General features: G+C 60.0%; 15 protein-coding genes. 6 read left to right on the forward strand and 9 right to left on the reverse strand.

Annotated elements, in window-relative coordinates; genetic code table 11:
- The first annotated feature begins 15 nt into the window (after positions 1–15).
- On the forward strand, positions 16–792 hold the full coding sequence (locus tag QQJ98_RS04845) for an IclR family transcriptional regulator (RefSeq protein WP_284324197.1): 777 nt from the start codon (positions 16–18) through the stop codon (positions 790–792).
- Here QQJ98_RS04845 and trhO read toward each other — a convergent pair.
- Positions 789–1,691, reverse strand: coding sequence for an oxygen-dependent tRNA uridine(34) hydroxylase TrhO (gene trhO / locus QQJ98_RS04850; RefSeq protein WP_284324198.1), 903 nt, complete (start codon positions 1,689–1,691; stop codon positions 789–791). The genes QQJ98_RS04845 and trhO overlap by 4 nt on opposite strands.
- 102 nt (positions 1,692–1,793) lie before the next feature.
- Here trhO and pncA point away from each other — a divergent pair, with 102 nt between their 5' ends.
- Together pncA and pncB are read left to right on the forward strand one after the other, a co-directional pair.
- Positions 1,794–2,402: a bifunctional nicotinamidase/pyrazinamidase gene (pncA, locus tag QQJ98_RS04855; RefSeq protein ID WP_284324199.1), complete on the forward strand. Its 609-nt coding sequence runs from the start codon at positions 1,794–1,796 to the stop codon at positions 2,400–2,402.
- Positions 2,403–2,488: 86 nt separating this feature from the next.
- On the forward strand, positions 2,489–3,781 hold the full coding sequence (gene pncB / locus QQJ98_RS04860) for a nicotinate phosphoribosyltransferase (protein ID WP_284324200.1): 1,293 nt from the start codon (positions 2,489–2,491) through the stop codon (positions 3,779–3,781).
- On the opposite strand, the gene QQJ98_RS04865 is transcribed toward pncB, so the two are convergent.
- The 7 genes from QQJ98_RS04865 to QQJ98_RS04895 all read right to left on the reverse strand — a co-directional run bounded on the left by QQJ98_RS04865 (position 3,778) and on the right by QQJ98_RS04895 (position 9,854).
- Positions 3,778–4,716: a phosphotransferase enzyme family protein gene (locus QQJ98_RS04865; RefSeq protein ID WP_284324201.1), complete on the reverse strand. Its 939-nt coding sequence runs from the start codon at positions 4,714–4,716 to the stop codon at positions 3,778–3,780. The genes pncB and QQJ98_RS04865 overlap by 4 nt on opposite strands.
- Positions 4,713–5,135, reverse strand: a complete 423-nt coding sequence (gene arfB, locus QQJ98_RS04870; RefSeq protein ID WP_284324202.1) for an alternative ribosome rescue aminoacyl-tRNA hydrolase ArfB — start codon at positions 5,133–5,135, stop codon at positions 4,713–4,715. The genes QQJ98_RS04865 and arfB overlap by 4 nt, the downstream gene beginning before the upstream one ends.
- Positions 5,136–5,400: 265 nt before the next feature.
- Positions 5,401–6,021: a queuosine precursor transporter gene (locus QQJ98_RS04875; RefSeq protein WP_284324203.1), complete on the reverse strand. Its 621-nt coding sequence runs from the start codon at positions 6,019–6,021 to the stop codon at positions 5,401–5,403.
- A 96-nt stretch (positions 6,022–6,117) separates the two neighbouring features.
- The gene (locus QQJ98_RS04880) at positions 6,118–7,014 is read right to left on the reverse strand and encodes an esterase-like activity of phytase family protein (protein WP_284324204.1); all 897 of its coding nucleotides are present in this window, start codon (positions 7,012–7,014) and stop codon (positions 6,118–6,120) included.
- Positions 6,987–7,880: a penicillin-insensitive murein endopeptidase gene (gene mepA / locus QQJ98_RS04885; RefSeq protein WP_284324205.1), complete on the reverse strand. Its 894-nt coding sequence runs from the start codon at positions 7,878–7,880 to the stop codon at positions 6,987–6,989. Before mepA ends, QQJ98_RS04880 begins: the two co-directional genes overlap by 28 nt.
- Positions 7,877–9,247, reverse strand: coding sequence for an MFS transporter (locus QQJ98_RS04890; RefSeq protein WP_284324206.1), 1,371 nt, complete (start codon positions 9,245–9,247; stop codon positions 7,877–7,879). Before QQJ98_RS04890 ends, mepA begins: the two co-directional genes overlap by 4 nt.
- A gap of 73 nt (positions 9,248–9,320) precedes the next feature.
- Entirely contained in the window at positions 9,321–9,854 is a 534-nt protein-coding gene (locus QQJ98_RS04895; RefSeq protein WP_284324207.1) for an acyl-CoA thioesterase, read from the reverse strand.
- Positions 9,855–10,003: 149 nt separating this feature from the next.
- Here QQJ98_RS04895 and QQJ98_RS04900 point away from each other — a divergent pair, with 149 nt between their 5' ends.
- Genes QQJ98_RS04900 through yaaA form a run of 3 tightly spaced genes read left to right on the forward strand, consistent with a single transcriptional unit; the run spans position 10,004 to position 13,189 of the window.
- Positions 10,004–10,291 (forward strand): YggT family protein, encoded by a 288-nt coding sequence (locus QQJ98_RS04900; RefSeq protein WP_284324208.1) that lies wholly within the window; start codon positions 10,004–10,006, stop codon positions 10,289–10,291.
- A 39-nt stretch (positions 10,292–10,330) separates the two neighbouring features.
- Complete coding sequence (recQ, locus tag QQJ98_RS04905) at positions 10,331–12,376, forward strand: DNA helicase RecQ (RefSeq protein ID WP_284324209.1); 2,046 nt, start codon at positions 10,331–10,333, stop codon at positions 12,374–12,376.
- Positions 12,377–12,412: 36 nt separating this feature from the next.
- Complete coding sequence (gene yaaA / locus QQJ98_RS04910; RefSeq protein ID WP_284324210.1) at positions 12,413–13,189, forward strand: peroxide stress protein YaaA; 777 nt, start codon at positions 12,413–12,415, stop codon at positions 13,187–13,189.
- Here yaaA and QQJ98_RS04915 read toward each other — a convergent pair.
- Positions 13,186–15,729, reverse strand: a complete 2,544-nt coding sequence (locus tag QQJ98_RS04915) for a hybrid sensor histidine kinase/response regulator (protein WP_284324211.1) — start codon at positions 15,727–15,729, stop codon at positions 13,186–13,188. The genes yaaA and QQJ98_RS04915 overlap by 4 nt on opposite strands.
- Positions 15,730–15,862 lie beyond the last annotated feature (133 nt).

A 15,862-nucleotide genomic window follows, 5' to 3' on the forward strand; every position in this document is an offset into this window, starting at 1 on the left:
TCCACTGGAGAGCCGATGCGCGACAATCAGCAAGACGGCACTGTGGGCAAGGCGCTGGACGTGCTGGAGATGGTTGCGGCACGGGCGCCGGTGCGGTTCAGCGATCTGATGGCGCAGGGTGGCTATCCCAAGGCGACGCTGTACCGGCTGCTGCAAACGCTGACGCATCAGGGCATGTTGGCCTATGACGAGGCGCGCGGCAGCTATAGTTTGGGGCTGCGGCTGGTGCGGCTGGCGCATGGAGCTTGGTCGCAAAGCGCGCTTGCACCCTTGGCGCGGCAGGTGTTGGACCGATTGGCACAAGCAACCGGCGAAACGGTGCATCTGGCGCAGATGGATCAGGGGCAGGTTCTGTATGTGGACAAGCGCAATGCGACGCGCCCGGTCGAGATGTTCTCGCAAGCGGGCAAGGTGGGGCCAGCCTATTGCACCGGTGTCGGCAAAGCGATGCTGGCGTTCATGAAGGATGCGGCGCTGACAGAGGCGCTGGCGCGACAGTCGTTCCACCGATTTACAGCGCACACGCTGGACGCCTCTGCGCTGCGGGCGGAACTGGAGACGATCCGACAGCGCGGCTATGCCTTTGACCGCGAAGAGCATGAGGCTGGCATCATCTGTGTGGCGGTGCCGATTCTGACGGGGCTGGGCCGGATGATCGGGGCTTTGTCGGTCACATCAAGCACGGCGCGCAGCAGTTTGCCGGGGTTAGAGGCGCAGGTGCCAGCATTGCAACAAGCCGCCAGCGACATTGGGGCCGAAGCCGAAAGCTGGCGGTTTCCCGAAAGCAGCTAGTCTGAAAAATGTGCCTCGCCACGGGCTGCGGCCAAATCAAGCTGGCGCTGGCGCTCGCGGAAGCGGTCGCGGTCGGCGTCGGTATATTCCGCAACACAGTGGTGGCAGCACGCGCCACGTTCATATTCCGGGCGCTGCTTGTCTGCAGCACTGATCGGGCGGCGGCAGGCATGGCAGCTGTCGTAATCACCCGGCACCAAGCCGTGACCAACCGAAACCCGGCCATCAAACACGTAACATTCGCCATTCCAAGCCGAGGCTTCGGCCGGGACTTCCTCGAGATATTTCAGGATGCCACCCTTGAGGTGATAGACCTCATTCACCCCCTGCCCCAGAAGGTAATTCGTTGATTTTTCACACCGAATACCGCCTGTGCAGAACATCGCGATGCGCTTGCCCTGATATGCGTCTTTGTGGGTCTGCCACCATGCAGGGAAATCGCGGAAGGTGCGAATGTCGGGATCAACCGCGCCCTGAAAGCTGCCGATGCCGACCTCGTAATCATTGCGGGTGTCGATCAGCACGACATCAGGATCAGCGATCAGGGCGTTCCAATCCTGCGGTGCGACGTAAGAGCCCACGCGCGCCACCGGGTCGATGTCGGGCTGACCCATCGTGACGATTTCCCGCTTTAGTTTGATCTTCAAGCGGCGAAATGGCATCTTGGCGGCATAGCTTTGCTTATGCTCTAGCCCCGCGCAGCCGGGCAGCGCGCGCAGATGTGCCAGAACGGCGGCGATACTGGCATCAGGGCCTGCAATCGTGCCGTTGATGCCTTCGGCGGCAAGCAACAGCGAGCCTTTCACGCCTTGGCTTTCGCAAAGCTTTACCAGCGGCCCGCGCAGGGCTGCGGGGTCGGGAAAGCGGGTGAAGTGATAAAGCGCGGCTACGGTCAGCATGGCCGCGATTTACGCCTTGCAGCGGCGCAGGGCAAGTTTAGGTTTTGATTGACCGGGCATATGCTGCCGCATAGCCGACGGAAAACCGCACAGGAGACCGCCATGCGCCGCAGCGATGAAGCTTTGATCGTGATCGACATCCAGAATGACTTCTGCCCCGGTGGGGCTTTGGCGGTGACGGACGGCGCGGCGATCATTCCACAGGTCAATGCGTTGATGGATGAGTTCGCTTGCGTGGTGCTGACGCAGGATTGGCACCCGGCCGACCATACGTCGTTCGCCGCAAATCATCCGGGGGCCGAGGCGTTTTCGGTGATAGAAATGCCCTATGGCCCGCAGGTTCTGTGGCCCGTGCATTGCGTGCAAGGGGGCTCGGGGGCGGCGTTTCACAGCGATCTGCGCAGTGATCCGGCGCAGCTGGTGGTGCGCAAAGGCTTTCGCAGCGGCATCGACAGCTATTCGGCGTTTTTCGAGAATGACCACAGCACGCCAACCGGGCTGGAGGGCTATCTTCGGGCACGCGGGATCACTTCAGTGACTTTGGTGGGATTGGCCTTGGATTTTTGCGTGGCCTATTCGGCGATAGATGCGGCGCGGCTGGGCTTTTCGGTGACACTGCTGGCAGGTGCCTGCCGCGCGATTGACCTGAACGGCACGCTTGCCGAGGCCAAGGCGAATTGTCTGGCTGCGGGGGTGAATTGGGTTGCCTGACCGCAGGGATGCCGAAATCTCGGCAGGGATCGTTTTGACGTTGCCTGCGTTCCTGTCGTAGACACTGTCGCAAAGGGAGGGCCACTATGGTTGATATCGCCGCACGCGTCTGGAACCACAAGTGGAAGATCGACCCGATCGTTCGCTCTTTGATCGACACGGATTTTTACAAGCTGCTGATGTGTCAGTCTATTTTCCGTAACAGGCCGGATACGACCGTGACCTTCAGTTTGATCAACCGCTCTCATTCCGTGCGGCTGGCGGATCTGATCGACGAGGGTGAGCTGCGCGAGCAGTTGGATCATGTACGCTCGCTGAGCTTGACGCGGGGCGAAAGCACTTGGCTGCGCGGCAATACGTTTTACGGCAAAAGGCAAATGTTCCGGTCGGACTTCATGGAATGGTTCGAGGGCATGCGGCTGCCCGCCTATCATCTGGAAAAGCGCGATGGTCAGTATGAATTGACCTTTGAGGGCAGCTGGCCCGAGGTGATGCTGTGGGAAATCCCGGCGCTTTCGGTGCTGATGGAGCTGCGCAGCCGTGCGGTGCTGCAAAAACAGGGGCGGTTTGAATTGCAGGTGCTTTATGCCCGCGCGATGACCAAGCTATGGGAAAAGATCGCCCTGTTGCGCGAGATTGACGGCCTGAAGATCGCCGACTTCGGCACAAGGCGCAGACATTCTTTCCTGTGGCAGGATTGGGCGGTGCAAGCCATGCAAGAGGGGCTGGAGGGCAAATTCACCGGCACCTCAAACTGTCTGATCGCGATGCGGCGCGAGATGGAGGCAATCGGCACCAACGCACATGAATTGCCGATGGTTTATGCGGCGCTGGCGAACTCGGATGCCGAACTGGCGCAGGCGCCTTATCAGGTTCTGGCCGATTGGCAGGAGGAACATGACGGCAATCTGCGCGTCATTTTGCCCGACACTTTTGGCACTGCAGGCTTTCTGAAAAATGCGCCGGATTGGCTGGCATCCTGGACAGGGATGCGGATTGACAGCGGTGATCCGGCGACGGCGGCAGAGCTGGCGATCCAATGGTGGAAGGAACGCGGCGAAGACCCAAAGCAAAAGCTGGTGATTTTCTCGGATGGTCTGGACGTCGAAAAGATCGTCGAATTGCACAATCAGTTCCGGGGTCGGGTCAAGGTTTCATTCGGTTGGGGCACTATGCTGACCAATGATTTCAGAGGCTTGGCACCTGATGATGGGCTGGCTCCGTTCAGCGTGGTGTGCAAGGCGATTGCCGCCAATGGCCGCCCCACGGTCAAGCTGTCTGACAATCCAAGCAAGGCGATGGGCCCGGCGGATCAGATCGAGCGCTACAAGCGGGTGTTCGGTGTCGGCGACCAAGTGGCGCAGCCGCTGGTGGTTTAGGCCATCACCCGCACCGCACAACGGACCGCGCGGGCGATGTGGGATGCGTGAACCGGATCATCAGGCGCAAGTCTTGGCGCCGCCCAACCGACCGAAGCGCAGCAGCGCGCAAGTGTGAACAGATCCGCCAAAGCAGCGGTGGCGGGCCGGGTTTGCGCATAGCCTGCCACCAAAGCATCGCGGATTTGGGAGTAATCGGGCTCGTGCAGGTTCTGGCTAAGGGCGGTGCCAAGATCATAGAGCCGAAAGCCAAAGCCGGAATCGTCAAAGTCGATCAGTGACAACGCGCCGTTGTGAACAAGGATATTCTCGCGCAGCACATCGGCATGGATCGGGCCGAAATCGCCGCCCGATTGCTGATGCTCGCGCAGGTTTTGGTGCAAAAACGCCCGCGCGGCATGCAGGATTTCAACCTGCGCGGGGCTGGCCGAGGGATGCTCCCAGAACCGGCCCCAGAACGGGGTCGCGCCCACAAGACCGTCAATATCCCAGCGGGGGCGGGTGAAATCGGGCGGCAAGGTCAGTCGATCCGTCTCGGCATGCACGCGGGCAAGCAAAGCGCCCAAGGCATGGTGCCGCGGCAAGCGGTCTTCGGGCGCGCAGGGCAGCGGTTTTCCGGCCTCGCCAAAGGCTTCACCCTCCATCCACGCGATGATCGAGGCGTTGCGGCCATTGGACAGTTTCACCAGAAACGCGCCGGTGCGGCTGGGCAAAGCGGCGGGCACGGCGACCCCGGCCTTGGCCAAAGCGGCGCACCACCAAAGTTCTGATCTGATCGCAGCATCGTCCTGATAGCCGACACGGTGCAGACGTAGCGCCGCGCGCCCGATGGGCAAAGCCACCTCGAACACCGCGTTTTCGCGGTTGCGCAGAAGGCGCGTTACCTTGCCATTCCAATGGCTTACGGCCTCGGCTGCCAAAGCTTCAATGGTCATTCGTCATCGCCCGGTTTGCCACGCAGGGCCTTTACCTCGCCCCGTTGCACTTTGGCGGCGACACGGCGCAACTGGCTGCCGTAGCTGGGCTTGGTAGCGATGCGGCGTTTCGGGGCAACCAACGCGGCGCGGATCAGATCGGCCAGACGTTCACGCGCGATTTCGCGATTGCGGGCCTGGCTGCGGGTGTCTTCCACTTGCAAGATCAGCGCGCCTTCCAGCGTCCAGCGCCGCCCAGCGAGTTTTTTCAACCGCGCCTTTACCCCCGGTGCCAGATTGGGCGAGCGTTCGGCCTCAAAACGCAATTCAACAGCCGTGGATACTTTGTTGACGTTCTGGCCACCCGGCCCCGAGGCGCGCATGAAGCTTTCGCTCAGCTCCCAATCCGCAATTGAAATGGTGTCGGTGATCCACAACATAAGCGCAAACTAGCGGGGGTTCTGGAAAAGAGAAAGGGCTGCCGGCCTGTATGCGGCAACCCTTTCCGAGATCTAAGGAGATGGGCCAGTTAGGTATCAAAAGCCCAATCTGTGGTCTGTTTCGCTAGAGGGCTGCCCCTAGAAAACACCCCCCATGACTGTCCCGACACCGCTCTCCAATATCACTCTAGACACTGGGTCACCTCCTTTCAAAATGTTGCCGATAAGGAAAGCCTGACACAGATTTTCGGTTTGTCAAAAGGTTTTACGCAGCGCGGCTTGCGTATTTTGCAATGGCCAGGCGGAACGGCATCAGGGCGATTAAATCGACGGCAACTTTTACACAAAAGTCAGCCAAGGCCAGCGATTGCCATAGCGGAACCTCGGGGCCAAAGCCCAAAAGCGGCACCAGACCGGTCGCCCAAGACACATCATTTGCAGGCTCTAACCAGATGAAATCAGCCGAGAAAGCCAGAGTGAAGAAGATCATCGTATCTACCGACGACCCCATCAGCGAGCCTAGGAACGGCGCGCGCCACCACTCGGCCCGGCGGAGTTTGTCAAAGATCGTCACATCCAGCAATTGGCCGATCAGAAACGCCAGACCAGACGCGACCGCCACCCGAAAGGTGACAAGCGGACCAAATTCGCCAATGATCTGCGTGCCAATCGCCGAGCAGACCAGACCAACTGCAAAGCCAGCATAAACCACCCGGCGGGCGGCGCGGGCACCGTGGAAACGGTTGACGAGTTCAGAGACCAGAAAGGCGAAGGGATAGGTGAAGGCGCCCCAGGTCAGCCATTGGCCAATCGGATATTGCACCAGAATATTCGAGGCCACCACGATGATGGCCATGGCGATCACGCCAAGCAGCAGTTTGTTCATGTTTATTCCGTTTTTTACAAGGTCGCGGAGACTTGGTTGGGGGGTAGGTTCGCCCATTGCGGGACGCGGCGGAGTAGCGCGGCCTTGGGGGCGGTGTCAATCGGGCAGTTGATATTCCACAATCTGACTGCGCAGGAAGAATTTGAAATTGTCGTCCGATACCATCGTGGCCGTCAAATGCCCTGCCGCATCGCGCCAGATTGAGACACCTTCGAGGTTGTCATACAATCCAACCGGGGTCTGCAACAAAACCTCGCCCTGATCAAAGCCCTTTGGCCCCAGAGTAAAGCGGCGCAGACGGCTGGAAAATCCGGCAAGGCCGCGAAAATCCCGTTCCAGCAGATAGAATTTGCCATCGGGGCCGAAATCAGCCCCAACCGCAAGGTAGCGGCCCAGCCGTGGGATTTGCAGCTTTTTGTCCCATTTGCCGCCTTTGAAACGGTAAACCGGGAATGGTTTTTGTTCGGCACCAGAACGCTCTGGCAAGGTGTAAAGCGTGCCTGCCGCATCGACGGCAAGCGCCTCTAGCGCCGAGTTTGCTTGCAGCGCCTTGAAACCGGGTGGCGAGGGCAGGTTTTTCGCGGGGCCATCCAGCGTTGCATAATGCAGGACGCGGGCATGGCCCTCGAATGAGACATAGATCGTGCCATCGGGCGCAAGCGCGATACCCTCGCTGTCAGAAAAGCCGGGCTGTAGTGCCGCACCTTCGGCATCTTGCAGGGTTCGCATCGGATTGGTTGCAATCGAGATGATCCGCCCGGCTTCATCGCGGGTGATCTGGGCTGTGGTATAGGCACCCCGATCCGACAACACAGTGATGTCGCGGCCATTCTTGGCGACTTCAATCCCAGAAAACCCGCCAAAGCGCGGGGTGTCCACTTTCCAGGTAAATGCATCAAGAAAGCCCGGCGGCGGGGTTGGGCTGGCGCTGCCTTCAGGGCCTGCGACCAGCACCAAGGCCGCCGTTACGGCGAGGAAAGCACGTCTGCGCATTGGCGGGGCAAATCGGCCATGGTGAATTCACGCGGGCCTTTCTTGTGCGGCACGGGTTTGGTGGGCTTGGTCGGCTTGACCGGTTTGGGGTTGAGATAAGCGTCAGACACCCACCATGCGAGGGTTTCATCGCAGCCATCGCCACCATTGGACAGTTCGGAAACCGTCGGGCTTTGGGTTTCACACAGCCGCGCGCCTTTCGGGCATTTCAGGCGCACATGGAAATGCGTGTCATGGCCCGCAATTGGGCGGATCTTTTGCAGCCATTTCTTGTCGGATCGCTTGGCGGTCTTGCACATCTCGATCTTCACCGCAGCGGCCACAAAAATCCGGTCGATCCGCGGATCAGACGCAGCAGCCTGCAACAGGGCCGCATGGCGCGGTGTCCAATTTGCAGTCACCGAGCGCTGATCGGCCGAACGCACTGGGATCGAGCTGATATTCTCGCGGTCCTTGCGCGACAGGTTCAGGCTTTTGGGCGGCAGCATCCAGATATCGGCATCCAGACCGATCTGATGGCTGGCATGGCCAGAGGTCATTGGCCCGCCGCGCGGTTGGCCCATATCGCCGATGTAAAGCCCGCGCCAGCCGATCTGAGTGGCGGTTTGCGACAGATCTTCCAGATATTGCACCAGCACCGGATGGCCAAAGTTGCGGTGCCGTGACAAGCGCATCGCTTGCCAGGTCGGCCCCGTTTCCGGCAACTCCACCAGACCAGCCGCACAGCCGCGCGCGTAAGACCCGATGGGCATGGGCGCCTGTTGGCTTGGATTATCTGCCGCGCCAAACAGTTTGTTCGCCAGCTTTTCGGCATGGGCAGGCATGGCTGCAAGCAGTGCCATGCACAGGATTAAAGATCGCATCATGCCTGTTCGCCTTTCGGATTGACCCAGATCAGCAGGATAAGCCCGATGATAAACAGCACGACAATCGGAGAAATCCCCAAACGTGCGTTTTGGGTGAGCGCTGTCGCAATCGTGATCAGTGCCGGGGCGATAAAGCTGGTGACCTTGCCCGACAGCGCAAACAGGCCAAAGGCCTCTGTCGCGCGGTCGGGGGTTGTGTGGCGCAGAACCATGGTGCGGCTTGCGGCTTGCAGGGGGCCACCTGCGGCACCGATCAGACCGCCGCAGATGTAGAAGATGATGTCGGGGGTGGTGGAGGCCGGGTCCATCGCTATGCCCCACAGGCTGTCACGCTCCATCCCGACGATGACAAGGCAGACCACGATCAGCACCACGATTGAGCCGACAATCACCGGCTTGGGGCCAAAGCGGCTGTCGAGCTTTCCGCCCAGCCAGCTTGCAATCATCGCGGTGATGCCGCCGAGGATACCGAAGACGCCAATTTTGCCAATGTCCCAGCCCAGCACGTTGGAGGCATAGACACCGCCAAAAGCATAAATCCCGGTCAGCGCATCGCTATAGGCAAGGGTAGAGCCAAGATAGGCGGCAAGGCTGCGGCGGAAGCGCAGGCTTTTCAGCGTTTCCCAAAGGCTGGCGAGTGCCGCGCCGATGTGAAAGGAACCAGCCCCGCCCTTCGGCTCTTTCACCCACAGCGCGAAGGGGATCATGAAGATAAGATACCAAACAGCGCTGAGTGGCCCGACAATGCGGGTTTCCTGACGTGCTTCTGGATCAAGTCCGAATATGGTCGGGTCGATGCCTGCGCGCGTCACCTCGGAATCACCGTTCAACACGAACAGCGACAGCATGATGCCAAGCGCAATCAATCCACCCAGATAGCCAAAGGCAAAGCCGCTGCCCGAGATTTTGCCCATATTCGCGCCGTCGTCCAAGGTCGGCATCAGCGCATTGGTGAAAATCGCGGTGAACTCCATGCCGATCAGACCGATCCCGAACAAGATCGCGGCCCAGCGCAAGGCCCCCAACTCGGCCCCCGGCGCAAGCTGCCATAGGCTGAATGCGCCAAACACATAGAGCACCGAGAAGCCCCAAACCCAGATCAACCGCCGCCCGGTGCCTTGGGCCACCGCACCCAAGATCGGGGCCATGCAAGCGATGATCAGCGAGAATATCGCATACCAAAAGCCCCAATAGGCTTGGGCGGCAGCTTTGGCGGCTTCTTCCTCCATGCCCGTGCCCATGAAATAGCCGCGCGCGACTTCGGCAAAATATGGGCCGAAAATGAAGGTAAGCAACAAGGTGTTGTAGGGTTGGCTGGCCCAATCGTAAAACCACCAGCCCCAGATGCGCTGCCGCTGCGTTGCCATGCCCTGCCCCTCCGTGCACCTTCGTGCGGTTTTTCGCGATCAAGCCTGAAAAAGCGCGTCCGCGCAAGCGCCGTTAGCTGCGTAGCGGAGGCCAAGGCCGCATCGCATCCGCCGCGATCCAAGCCGTGATCCAATCTGGCATCACCGGGCATTGCGCCGGGTGCCCAAGGGCTGCGATCACCTCGGCAGGTTTGACCATGCCGCGTTTGGAAATGAACGCATAGCGCAACAACATATGGCTGGTACATTCATCACCGCGCCAGAAGCTTTGCTCGATATAGCCGAAGCGATCATCCCAACCGACCACCCGGCTGATCTGCGTCACCTTTTGAAACACCGTCAGCCGTTTGCGATAGCGCGTGGTATTGCCCGCGACAGTGATGCCCCAGCCGTTGGCTTTGGCGACCTTTTCAAAGCCCATCCGCACCGACATCGGGATGCGGCCGAGATCAAACAGGGTCAGGGTGCGGCCATTGTTCAACTCGCGCCACGGATCCAGATCCCACGGCCAGATACGATGCGTGCTGATATGCGGATCAAACAGGCCCAAGGGCGGCGCGCTTCGAAAATTCCAAAGCTCTTTCGCCATGCGAATATACGGATACATTGGGCACCTCCGCTGCCTCACCTGCCTTTTGTCGCAGCCTTCGTCAACCAAAACGCTGCGGAAAGCATTGCCCTTTTGGGGGTGTCGCGTTACCTCTGCCACTATCTGTAGTAGGGCCATTGCGTTTGCCCTTGTGGTTGGAGCCGCCGATGACCTCTGTGTTTCAGATTCTGCTGATGATCCTTGATATCGCCAAGTGGATCATCCTGATCCATATCATCATGAGCTGGCTGATCAATTTTCAGGTGCTGAACCTGCGGCAGTCTTTGGTCGCGCAAATCTGGTATGGGCTGATCCGCCTGCTTGATCCGATTTACAGCCGGGTGCGCGCGGTTTTGCCGAACACGCCGGGTCTGGATCTGGCACCGCTGATCGTGCTGCTGGCGATTTATGCGCTGCGGATCGTGGTCTATAACAATATGTACAGCTTTTCCTGATCTGATCGCGTCAGCGCCGATTTGGCGCGAAGAAAGCCCATGCCCGCACCGCAAGACCTTCTACATTCGATCTTCGGCTTCCCCGGCTTTCGCCCGGGGCAGGAAGAGATTGTCGATGCGGTCATGGCGGGGCGTAACACGTTGGCGATCATGCCGACGGGCGGCGGCAAATCCTTGTGTTTTCAACTGCCTGCGCTTTGCCGTGATGGGGTGACGGTGGTGATCTCGCCGCTGATTGCGCTGATGCGGGATCAAGTGCGGGCGTTGCGCGAAGCGGGGGTAGAGGCGGGCGCGCTGACTTCGGGCAACACCGAGGAAGAAACCGAAGATGTCTTTGCCGCGCTGGACGATGGCCGCCTGAAGCTGCTGTATATGGCACCCGAACGGTTGGCATCGGCGGCCACGCTGACACTGTTGCGGCGGATCAACTGCACGCTGATCGCGGTGGATGAGGCGCATTGCGTCAGCCAGTGGGGCCATGATTTCCGCCCGGATTACCTGCGCATTGGCGAATTGCGGCGCGCGCTGAACGTGCCGCTGGCGGCGTTTACTGCCACCGCAGACGAGGAAACCCGCGCCGAAATCATCACGCGGCTGTTCGACGGCAAAGCGCCGGAAAGCTTTCTGCGCGGCTTTGACCGGCCGAATATCCATCTGGCTTTTGCCGTCAAGGACAGCCCGCGTGAGCAGATCTTGCGGTTTGCGGGGGCGCGGCGCGGTCAGTCCGGCATCGTCTATTGTGCGACGCGGGCGAAAACTGAAACCTTGGCGCAGGCATTGAAGGCCGACGCCCACTCTGCCTGCTTTTACCACGGCGGCATGGATGCCGAGGACCGCCGCCGCGTCGAGATCCGCTTTCAGCAGGAAGACGGGCTGATCGTCGTCGCCACGGTGGCCTTTGGCATGGGCATCGACAAGCCCGATATCCGCTGGGTCGCGCATGCCGATCTGCCGAAATCCATCGAGGGCTATTATCAGGAAATCGGTCGCGCTGGCCGCGACAGCGCTCCGGCCGAGACGATGACGCTATATGGCCCCGATGATATTCGCCTGCGCCGCACCCAGATCGACGAAGGTGCTGCGCCTGCGGATCGCAAAGCCGCCGATCATGGCCGCCTGAACGCGCTGCTGGGTCTGGCCGAGGCGATGGCTTGTCGGCGGCAGGTCTTGCTGGGCTATTTTGGTGAAAGCGCCGAACCCTGCGGCAACTGCGATCTGTGCCAGCGCCCGGCGTTGCTGTTCGATGCGACCGATGCTGTGCGCAAGGCGTTGTCCGCGATGCTGCGCACCGGTGAGTGGTTCGGCGCGGGCCATCTGATTGATATTCTGACCGGCAATGCCACACCCAAAGTGCGCGAGAAAGGCCATGACAGCCTGCCGACCTTTGCGGTTGGCCGCGATCTGTCCAAACCGGCTTGGGGTGCGGTGTTCCGGCAAATGATGGGCCGCGATCTGGTTCGGCCTGACCCGGATCGGTTTGGCGCGCTGCGGATGACCGATGCCGCGCGCCCGATCCTGCGCGGCGAAGCCTCTATCACGTTGCGGCGCGATACTGTGGACAAAGCCGTGCCGCGTGTTGCGATCAAAACCCAAGTGTCCGAGGAAAATAGCAGCCTGCTGTCGGCGCTGAAAGCCAAGCGCCGGGCCTTGGCCGAGGCTGCAGGCGTGCCCGCCTATGTGATCTTTGCTGATAAGACCCTGATTGAAATGGCAGAAATCCGCCCGGGCAATCTAGACGCGATGATGGGTATTTCGGGGGTCGGGGCAAAAAAGCTGGAAAGCTATGGCGCTGCGTTTTTGCAGATTATCACCGGTGCCGCTGCCGCTCCGATGCATCCAGCGCGGCGTGCTTTGGCGGGGCGCGATGCGGGGGCGGTCTATGATCGGCTGTGCGAGGTGCAACTGCAACTTGCGCGCGGGCCGGATGGCATCGGCAAGCTGCTGTCCTGCACGCAATCCACCCTGCGACAGATTGCCGAACGCAGGCCCTCGACCCTTGGCGCGCTGGCCGATATTCAGGGCATGGGCGATTTGAAAGCTGACCGCTTTGGCGCGGCCTTTCTTGCGGTTCTGCAAGAGGGCTAGCGCCCATCCCAACCGAACATCGCGAAGGAACGCGCCTTGCTGACTGTCATTTCTCCGGCAAAACGCCTGAACGAAACTGCCCACAGCAGTGATTTTGCGCCAACGGTGCCGGATTTTGCCACAGATGCGCTGCGTCTGGCAAAAGTGGCGCGCGGGCTCAGCGTGCAGGACCTTTCCGCGCTGATGGATATTTCGCCGAGTTTGGCGCAGTTGAACCATGCCCGATTCAAAAGCTTTCGCGCGGATGCGGCGGGGCAGCCTGCTGCCTTTACCTTTGACGGCGATACCTATGCCGGGCTTGAAGCCCGCACGATGGGCCCCGATACGCTGATCTGGGCGCAGGGGCATTTGCGGATTTTGTCCGGGCTTTACGGGCTGTTGCGCCCATTGGATGTGATCCAGCCCTATCGCCTTGAAATGGGCAGCAAGCTTGCCAACCCCAAAGGCGCTGATCTGTATGCCTATTGGGGCAGTAAAATTGCAAAGGCTTTGAACAATTTGGCCAGCGATCAGCAGACGCCGTTTCTGATCAACTGCGCCTCGGCAGAGTATTTCGGGGCTGTGGATCTGCAGGCGCTGAAACTGACGGTGGTGACCCCGGTGTTTCTGGAGGAGCGCGACGGCGCGGCCAAGGTTGTCAGCTTTTGGGCCAAAAAGGCCCGCGGCGCGATGGCGCGGTTTATCAGCCAGCATCACCTGACCAACCCCGCCGATCTGCGCGGCTTTGATCTGGGGGGCTATACGTTCCGTGCCGCGCAATCTGACGCGACACGGCTGTTTTTCGCGCGCCAAGTGGCACAAGCGGCGGCTTAGGCCGCTTGCTCGTCCGCCAGAATGGGGCGGGCAAAGACGGGGCAAAAGCCTGCCAAAGTCTGCGTGATCTCTGCCTTGCGCAGGGGTTTGGTCATGTAGCGGTCAATACCTGCGGCCAAGATGCCTTCTGAATCGCCGTCCAAAGCATGCGCGGTCAGCGCTACGATCGGAACATGGGTTTTGCCAGCTTCAAGCGCGCGAATGGCTTTTGCGGCGTCGCGGCCATCCATTTGGGGCATGGAGATATCCATGAAGATCAGATCGGGCTTGAAGCTTTGGAACAGCGCCACGGCTTCAACGCCATTGTTGGCGAAGACGAGATCAATGTCGATGTGGCGGACCATTTTCTGAAACACCAACTGGTTGGTCCGATTGTCCTCGGCCGCCAGCACACGCATTTGCCGCAGCGCGCCTTCCGGCAAGATTTCCACCGCCAAGGCCGGCTCGACAGCTTGAACAGCCAGCGATTGCAACCGCCGATACAGGTCGGCCCGCAAGATCGGCTTTTGCAGCGTTGCGGCCAGATGCTGCGCCCCCTCGCCTTCGCGCGCATTGGCGACGCTGGACGACAGCAGCAGGATCGGCGTTTCGATGCCCTTGGCGCGAATATGGCTGGCCAAAATCAGGCCATCCATCTCTGGCATTTCATGGTCGGTGATGATCGCATCAAAGCTGCTTTCGCCCAGCGCCAGCAACGCTTCGGCACCCGAGCGGCACAGCCGGACCTCGATGCCACAGGGCACGAGTTGACGTTCCAGAATGGTGCGGTTGATGAATTGATCATCGACCACCAGCACCCGCTTTACATTGATCGGCAAGCGCGGCTGCTCGGCGTCTTCGGCGATTGGCAGCGGGATACGGAAGCCAAAACACGCGCCTTTGCCAAGTTCACTGTCAACCCAGACCTCACCCTCCATCCGTTCGACCAAGCGCTTGGTGATCGCGAGACCCAGACCCGTGCCTTCAAACTTGCGGTTCGACTGGCTTTCAACCTGATTGAACTCGCCAAAGATATGCGCCAGATTTTCGGCAGAGATGCCGATGCCGGTATCCTCGACCGTGACGTGCAGATCCTGACGCCCGTCTTCGCCATCAAGCCCGACGACACGGATCAGCACATGGCCTTTGTCGGTAAACTTGACCGCATTGCCAATCAGGTTGGTCAGAATCTGCCGCAAACGTCCTGGATCACCGATGTAGCGGGTGGGCAGGAACATATCGAAGTCGATCATCAGATCGAGCCCTTTTTCACGGGCGCGCGGTTGCAACAGCATGGTGATTTCGTGGATCGTGCGTTCCATATCAAAGGGTTCTGGATGCAGCGTCAATCGTTCTGCCTCGATCTTAGAGAAGTCGAGAATATCGTTGATGATCACCAAAAGCGCCTCACCCGACGAGCGGATGGTTTCCGCGAACAGCCGCTGTTCTTCGGACAATGCGGTGTCGCAGAGCAACTCTGCCATGCCAACAACCCCGTTCATGGGCGTGCGGATTTCGTGGCTCATGTTGGCGAGGAAGGCCGATTTGGCGCGGCTGGCGGCTTCTGCGGCGACACGCGCGGCTTCTAGCGCGACCTGCTGTTCTTTTAGATGGGTGATATCGACCCGCAACCCGACCCTGCCGCCATCTGGGGTGGCGTGATCTTGCGCTCTGATCCAGCGGCCGTCGGACAGTTGCTGTTCAACCGGCAGGCCGGGATTGCGATGCTGCGCCAAGCGGTCTGCCAGCCATTGGTCTTCCTGACCTATGGCGTCGCGGTGCTGGCCATGGCTGAGACCATAGCGCAGAATGTCTTCAAATTTCGCCCCCGGGATCATGGCGGCGGCAGAGACAGGGTAGATGTCGCGGTAGTTCTGGTTGCAGGTCAAAAGCCGTTCCTCTCTGTCAAACAGCACGAATCCATCGGGAACCGCCTCAATCGCGGCCCAAATTCGCATTTGTTCGGTGATATCCAGCGCAAGGCTGACCATGTCGCCGTCGCGGGCGCGCTGATCGACCAAGCGAATCCAAGTGCCGTTCTTGAATTTTATCGTGATCGGGTCGATCACCTCGGTGTCCCAACGCGCCAGCATATCGGCCACCCAGACATCGGGCGTGCTGCCGCCAAGCTCGATCCTGCCACCCTCGGCCGCGATGCAAAGCAGATCGACATAGGGCAGGCCCGGCACGATTTGCGGGTCTTTGAACGCCGAAAGATAGGCGGAATTCGCGGCAACCAGCTGAAGGCCGGAATCGAACACTGCAAAGCCGTCTTTGATGGTGTTGATGCTGTCCCACAACCGCCGCTCTGCCATCACGGCGACGGTATGGGCGCGGTCAAGGTCTTCGACAAAGCGCGACTGCTGGCCCTTCAACTGCTCGGCCTCGGTCAAGGCGGATTTCACCACCTGACGCTGCTCGACAATCTGATCTGACAACGCGCGGGCATGCAGGCCAAGCTTGGCATTGGCCGCAAACAATTCGCGGCTTTTCTGTTCCAGCAGGCGTTCCGCCGCAAGCCGCGCGCGCCTTTCCTTTGCCAGCCTTTCCGCAAATTCCATAGTTGATCCGATCCGCCACATTCTGCGCGTCAGGGTCTTGCTGCCCCGAGTCTTGAGCAATTTGGCGCAACAAAATGAATCCCTGATTAAGATGACAAGTTTCGTTGCCCAGATCAGATGGCTTGCCGAATCC

It is taken from the genome of Cypionkella aquatica (assembly GCF_030161095.1).
GTDB lineage: Bacteria > Pseudomonadota > Alphaproteobacteria > Rhodobacterales > Rhodobacteraceae > Cypionkella > Cypionkella aquatica.